Here is a 6170-nt window from a genome sequence, read left to right as displayed (position 1 = left end):
AGCGCTATAATGTTCACCCCTACTTGTCATGACCATGATTGAGGCTGGTTGGGACATAGATCCCGTATCACATGCGATGCTGTGGAGCGACAAGGAGGTTCATAGGGGCTGCCGGTAAATTTTCTTCAAGGAGAGATAAAATGAACCCTGTTATGTAGACATATCTAAAGAAGAAAGCCACGGACAAGCTTTCTTAATCGGGGATCTCCAGCGCTTCCTCCTGAATTTTCTGTTCCAAGTGACTCAGTTGTTCCTGCTGAGCAAGCAGAACTTCAATCATACATAATAATGCTGTCTTTTGAGAGGCGCTTGACCTACTTAGCGACGGCATACCTTGAATCCGTTCCACTTTCGCTCGAATCCATACTTTCCCGTGTGAGGAGCCCGCTGTTTCCCGAATCACTTCTTCGGTGATGCTGATCCCATGCAGCAAATGACGGAGCACTTGTAACGCTGTCTTGGAAAACATATCTCGGAAGATGTCTTCATATGCCGGACATACCTGATCCAGCAGTGCCCTCGCATTCAACTTCGACTGCACGAATTGCGACGTCATAAATTCATGTTGCCTCGTTAGATGCTGGATTTCCATTATTCTGTCCGCCCATTTGCGATGCGGCTGAACGTCACCTCGGTAATACATTTCAACCAAATGCCAGGCGTCCGCTGCATCCGTTTTTACTTTACGTAGTTGTGCACTCTTCGAGCGTTTAGATAGGAGTGGATTAATTATGAAATGTGTGATGTCTATACGTTCCAAGAAGGAGACAATCATACGATGGTAGTGCCCGGTTGCCTCCAGAACAACAACAGGTCGTTTCCCTGTTAGTTCCTCTAGTTCGCGAATCACATCGCCAAGTCTCTCAAACCCGTCTTCGGTATGACTAATCAGTTTGGGTTTCCCGTACACCTCATTACGCTTCACAAACGCCTGAAATACACTCGCTCCTTTAGTCACATCCAGTCCGATTTCTGCTTCCTGTCAACTCCTCCTGCTGCAAGTTTAGCTGGCAATCCCACGATGGTTCCAAACCCATAGCTTCGCTTGTGATACGAGGTCTAAAAAGCCTCAACCAGCTCAAACATGGTCATTAGGGGTAGGACGGGGTCTGAGCCCCTAAAAGCCCTACGTCTTCCCGGCTACCGCCATCATAGAACGACCATTAAAGAAGGCCAACCAGAATCTCTGGCTGACCTAATAATACGAATAAAAGCCGACGTAAATTATTCATCAACAAATCACTCCCCTCATATTTTTCATAGTGTACCATTAATTTCTCCGCCATCCGTCGCACACAATCTCGGTTTCTATGCTCGGAGCGACATCTTACTCCTATGGGCTGGAGAACAAGAACCTTAGCAAGGTTCTGTTTGAAGCGATCYATCTATGGCCATCGGGAAGCCATTACTTTACAAACGTATTCCATACCTCCGTTCGGCTGATACCGAATAGTGTAATACTCAATGTCAAAAGTCATCCACTGACTTTAAATTCAATTCATCTCTCGGTCGCTCGATCCATAGTTTATCTGTTGCATGAACAACTCGCCATGACTGTTTTTTTCACGGACCGAACAAACGGTTTCCGACTTCCATTACCCATCATGGTTATCCATACTATCGTCTTTTTCAATGTCATACTATCCATCTCCTATTTGGGTTTGGGCACTTTTGGGATCAGTACAGCACGGAATTCAGAAGTATCTTTTAGCAATTTAACGCATTAAGAATAGGATAGGTCGATAATCGCTCCCGGAACATCCCCGCACTTTCTCGCGGATTTTTCTCGTTGTAGGCGGCATTCGACAAGCTATATGAAATTACCTACCATACTTTTTCATTCTTTATTTCAGCTTGATTAGTTAAGTGGAATGACAGAAAAAATGCGATATATCTACATAAAACGACAACAAAAAAGGATAAAAGGCCCATTTCAGAGAGCGAAATACAATGGTATATTTTAGAAGTTCAAAATACTAGGAACTAGATTCATATTGAGAGGGATGGTAATTATAACATTACTTTTTAAACGTTGGCTCTTTTGAATAAATGGTTTGAACAATTGCGTAAAAAAATATGCTTGGTCTATGGAGATTTTCATGTTTATTATCTACGTTTTGCCTACGGTTTGAATAAAATCGAACCATTCAAAAAGTCAATCTCGAAAATTTAGGAGCAAAAAGTTTTATTACTTAGTGGGAGGTTTTTTCATGTTACGGTTCTCATTTAAAATTAAAAAGTATACAATAAGTAAGATGGTTGTAGCGTTAACTTTGTTATTTACTCTGTTTCCAATACAATCATTTGCAGGTGCACCAAGTTTATATACACAACCATGCTCGAACCCACAAGTTACCTATATGCATGGCGCTATTTACGAATCGTCAAACAATGCTAATGTAGACTTCGTAAGGGCGTATTTGGATTTTTATTTAGATGGTTATTTTCTAGGTTCATCAATGGATACAAAATATAAGACAACTGCTTCAGTTACACAAGCAGCTGCATTAACAGCGTCATGTTATCACAATGCATTAGGATTATATGAAATGGATTGGAGCACAAGGATACATTACAAGACAGCAGGAGCTGCAGATTACACGGATACAGGTTATAGCTCTAAGACCAAATCAGCTCAATAACAAAATGGAGGTTTAAAATATGAAAGCAAAAAAAACAATAGTTACCCTAGCACTCGCTTGTTTAGTTATAACGGGTACTGGTGCAATTGCTTTTGCAAAAGACTCGTTTAATAAATTTTCCCCCTCGGTACCTGCTGAAGATGCTGCTCATGTAGCGGCAGTTCAGAAAAGATTGCAAAAAACATGGGAGAATGGAAAGAATCAGATCATCAATGAAGGAAAAGAAGATGTATCTGATTGGACGTTTACGGACATGAGAACATTGCATGATACTTTCATTCCCACTTTATCAGATGAGGAAAAGTMTTCTTTTCTTGAGGTTTTCGGTGAGGCGAAAAGCAAAAATCTAGAGGTTGGGGATTCAATGCCTGGATTGCTTTTTAATCCCGACAGAACAGAGATAAAAGTATACTGGCAAAAAAAGAATGCTTCGTATGTTTTCATAAGTTTAAAGACTAGGATAGACGAAGAAGGACACAAGTTATGGTATGCAGACGGAATTGCAAAAAAATTGTCTAAAATAATAGAACAATAAGCTGAAGTGCACCTCTTAGAATAGATTGGAAAATCCCTTTGGGGTTTTCGATAAAATTCTGGGCGGTGCATTTTTATGAAAAATTGTTTTGGTGTAAATGACATACTCATTAATCAAGAGTGCTGGATTCCAGCAAAACGCGGGGTTACAATGCTAAGCAACTTTATTAAAGAGCCGGTTGTTAATCACCCCTACGGCGAAAAACTAACGGAGCTATAGATAGCACATTCTTTAACATAAAAAGGTACATTCTGCCGTCATTCCCCGCCGCCTACTTCCATCAACTTATCGCCGGGATCGATACCCCTGGCACCTGGTGCGCTGAACGCAAGCGCGGATGACAGAATCCGGATTGCTGAAACAGCTCCAATTATTAGGACAATGTTCTAATTACCAAAAATGGACCAATCAACTCGACATCACTCCGTATCCCTACAGGGGCACAGAGCGCGCAACAATATTTTTATCGACCTCCCGCCGCGACGATTGTCGGAGAAGAAGCCAGGCACAATAAAAAATGTGAGTAACACAAAAAGAAGCCTACTGTTATAAGATGGCTTCTTTTTGTGTTACTCGATGTCGAGCCATAACATCGTATTTTACATCTCTATTCTATAGTTTTGGCTTTTTGCTATAGAAATGAAGGATCTTCTCATTAGTGAAAACTCCTACATCGCTCCCGCTTCTAAGTGGGACTTTAATTAATAGCTAGATCCGGYAATCTAATATACTTGCTCAATTAACTCTGCACCAATCTTTACCAACACACTGATAGTCCCTAGCGTGTATTCAAATCAGAGCGAAAACTATCAGACATATTTACTTATCTCTTTCCAATAATTCTCCGGAAATCCCATCGGTTGCACGCTGGATCGATCCGATCTGTCTTGATGCAATTGTCGAGGTAGATCTAATAGCTGCGTTACAAGCAAGTCTAGAGAGTGCAAAAATTCAGAGTTCTAAGGAGGCAAACGCCAAGGGGAATGTTTCTTAATGTAGCCCTCATTCACATAGTGAAAGCATGAAGCATTCGGCCATTTTTCTTGGGTAGATAGGTAGACGTGCAACGCTCACACCAAGACGCGTATTATACGACCATATGGAAAATTAAATAAACTGACGCCCATTTAGGTACAGGCGCCAGTTTTCTCATGTTTTTAGGAGGTGTTTTACGTGATTACGAATACTCTCGCCATTAAATTTGCATTCGTTGCCGACAGGGGAGCCGAAGGATGTTCGAAATATTGTGGCCAGAAGCCAACTTTATATGATCCTGTAAATGAAGGATCAGCTGGAGTACTAGTCGAACCAGCGCGAGTTGCAACCAAGTAATAGTAAATTGTATTACCAACACTAGCACCAGTTGCTGCTTTCAAGTCAATTGTCCATCGGTATGTAGAATACGGACTTAAATTTGTTGTAGACTTGGTCCATGTACCTGTGGATCCTTTTTTATAATAAAGTTCAACTTTCTCAGCTCTGAATATACCATCTGGTCCAGTTGTGTGAGCATAAGCACTGATATACAAGCTATTACCAACATATGAGTCTGCAGCAAAATAATCTAACGCATGTCCAAAATCCCAACTGGAGGCTCCAGTAAAGTAGTTATACATTTTAGTCGTCTTATAGGTAGTTGTAGAAGTAACAGATTGCATATGCAAATGTGGCCCATACGCTTTTTGAACATCAACTACTCCAATAACTTCGATATTTGAAACAATATCGCCTACATTTAGACTTGCTTCGGGTATTATATGTGTGTATCTGACGTAATAGTTATCATAAGTTCCATCGCCGTTAACATCATATTGAATGAAAATCGATCCTAATTGTGCAGCAATTGTAGTCGCATCCTCTTTAATTAATGCAACCTTTCCTGGAAGAATAGAATACACGTTGGTATTCGCACCGGCACGAATATCAGTCCCTTGATGTGGATTAGTGTCTCCAGAACCTCTTGGTTGATTATTTTTACTAGTAATGTACGCCCAACTATCGGAAGCGGTAGGTGCAGTCCCCATACGTAAAGGTGAACGAGCGACTCCTGAAGTGACAATATTTGTAACTCCATATACCTCGCTAAATTTTGGATCATAGTCTGCTGCGGATACAACACTTGCATTTATTGTTAAGGAACTGTAGAGTATAATCAGACTAGATAATAGTACTAATAAAATATTTTTCAAGTTACTCATCTCCCCAGAGTTTATCGTTATCTACAAAATAGGTTGAATTTTGCGATGATCCGATCTCCCTTGCATTTACGAGGAACTGGCTGGAATCGACCCATTGCACTGATTCAATTAATGTATTTTTTAGTGGGTTAATCTCTTTAATAACGCCATGTAACAGATCAAAAACCAAAATGTTTCGATCTATTTTGGTCCTGTCAGGAGCATTGAGACCAATCGCCCATTGTATCTCAGAGCTATATTTGTTTATTTCAAGCACCTTAATAAGGTTAATGGTTTCTGACTCAATTACTTTCTTCTCCTTAGTCTCCACTTGATAAACAATCATCATTTTCGGTTCTTGTTGATAAATAAGATATGGATGTGAGAATCCAACACTAATATAATTTTCAGCGATCTGTAATGATTGGCCTGACTCTATATTATACGATTCAATATTTATGGTTGAATCTCGTATTGTTCTTAAAATCAACTCATTATCCGTCCCCCAACCAAGGACATGTTCCCAGTTCCTAACAGTCTTCTCTTCACCAGTCTTCAAATCTTTTATCCACATTTCTCCATTTAAATTATCATTGAAAGCTGCATTTCTGTTACTGAAATAAACCATTTTTGTTCCATCTTGATTAATAGAAGCGTAAGCTCCCCAAACTAAACCAAGGTTTTCGTCTTTTTTATCTGCAATTTTCCTTTCTGAATCTTTCAAATCATATCGGCCAACTTGTTCTAACAACGCATTCCTGATCATTTTATTTTCAATATCAACAAAATACAGATTGTCCTTGTATTGAATCAAAC

Annotated in this window: 5 protein-coding genes; 2 read left to right on the top strand and 3 right to left on the bottom strand. The window is 40.0% G+C overall.

The features are described from left to right. Positions 1–193 precede the first annotated feature (193 nt). Positions 194–958: an IS110 family transposase gene (locus AB4Z33_RS30135; protein ID WP_442053431.1), complete on the bottom strand. Its 765-nt coding sequence runs from the start codon at positions 956–958 to the stop codon at positions 194–196. A 1252-nt stretch (positions 959–2210) separates the two neighbouring features. Between AB4Z33_RS30135 and AB4Z33_RS30130 the strand changes: the two genes are divergently transcribed. Continuing rightward, positions 2211–2642, top strand: coding sequence for a hypothetical protein (locus tag AB4Z33_RS30130; RefSeq protein ID WP_442053430.1), 432 nt, complete (start codon positions 2211–2213; stop codon positions 2640–2642). 19 nt (positions 2643–2661) lie between these two features. Next, positions 2662–3177, top strand: coding sequence for a hypothetical protein (locus tag AB4Z33_RS30125; protein ID WP_442053429.1), 516 nt, complete (start codon positions 2662–2664; stop codon positions 3175–3177). Between the two features lie 1169 nt (positions 3178–4346). Here AB4Z33_RS30125 and AB4Z33_RS30120 read toward each other — a convergent pair. Both AB4Z33_RS30120 and AB4Z33_RS30115 read right to left on the bottom strand, forming a co-directional pair. Then, positions 4347–5366 (bottom strand): M23 family metallopeptidase, encoded by a 1020-nt coding sequence (locus AB4Z33_RS30120; protein ID WP_442053428.1) that lies wholly within the window; start codon positions 5364–5366, stop codon positions 4347–4349. A gap of 1 nt (position 5367) precedes the next feature. After that, a partial coding sequence (locus AB4Z33_RS30115) for a hypothetical protein (protein ID WP_442053427.1) occupies positions 5368–6170 on the bottom strand: 803 nt, incomplete at its 5' end.

Source organism: Paenibacillus sp. 2TAB19 (assembly GCF_052115185.1).
Taxonomy (GTDB): Bacteria; Bacillota; Bacilli; order Paenibacillales; family Paenibacillaceae; genus Pristimantibacillus.
This window is presented reverse-complemented; position numbering and strand designations above follow the sequence as displayed.